Origin of the sequence: Citrobacter sp. TBCS-14 (assembly GCF_005280805.1) — a bacterium.
In the GTDB taxonomy this organism is placed as follows: Bacteria; Pseudomonadota; Gammaproteobacteria; order Enterobacterales; family Enterobacteriaceae; genus Citrobacter; species Citrobacter gillenii.
Genome location: NZ_SZWM01000559.1, coordinates 1 through 496 on the forward strand (window position 1 = coordinate 1; position 496 = coordinate 496).

The 496-nt window shown below is 55.4% G+C and carries 1 protein-coding gene and 1 pseudogene; both read left to right on the forward strand.

The annotated features are described in order from the left end of the window. Window positions 1-293, forward strand: a 293-nt coding sequence (locus tag FDX22_RS19880) for an NADH-quinone oxidoreductase subunit H (protein ID WP_186805370.1), incomplete at its 5' end; no start/stop codon positions are given. A 17-nt stretch (window positions 294-310) separates the two neighbouring features. Continuing rightward, window positions 311-496: pseudogene (gene hycE / locus FDX22_RS19885) on the forward strand (hydrogenase large subunit); the annotation flags it as partial.

Here is a 496-nt window from a genome sequence, read left to right on the forward strand (position 1 = left end):
AAGGTCCATTGACTGAATACAGCGGCAGCGGTTTTGCCGTGCTGAAATGGGGCATTAGCCTCAAGCAACTGGTCGTTCTGCAAATGTTCGTCGGTGTGTTCCTGCCGTGGGGACAGATGGAAACCTTCACCGCGGGTGGGCTGCTGCTGGCGCTGGTGATTGCCGTCGTCAAACTGGTCCTCGGCGTGCTGGTCATCGCCCTGTTTGAAAACAGCATGGCGCGTCTGCGTTTTTGCGCCACTTCACGCGTGACCTGGGCCGGTTTTGNGTTCGTCTCCTTGCTGGTGGCGTGATTTAAGAGAGTTTGAGCATGTCTGAAGAAAAATTAGGTCAACAATATCTCGCTGCGCTGCATCAGGCCTTTCCGGGCGTGGTGCTGGATGAAGCCTGGCAGACCAAAGATCAGCTGACGATCACCGTCAAGGTGAACTACCTGCCGGAAGTGGTGGAGTTCCTGTACTACAAACAGGGCGGCTGGTTGTCCGTGTTGTTTGGT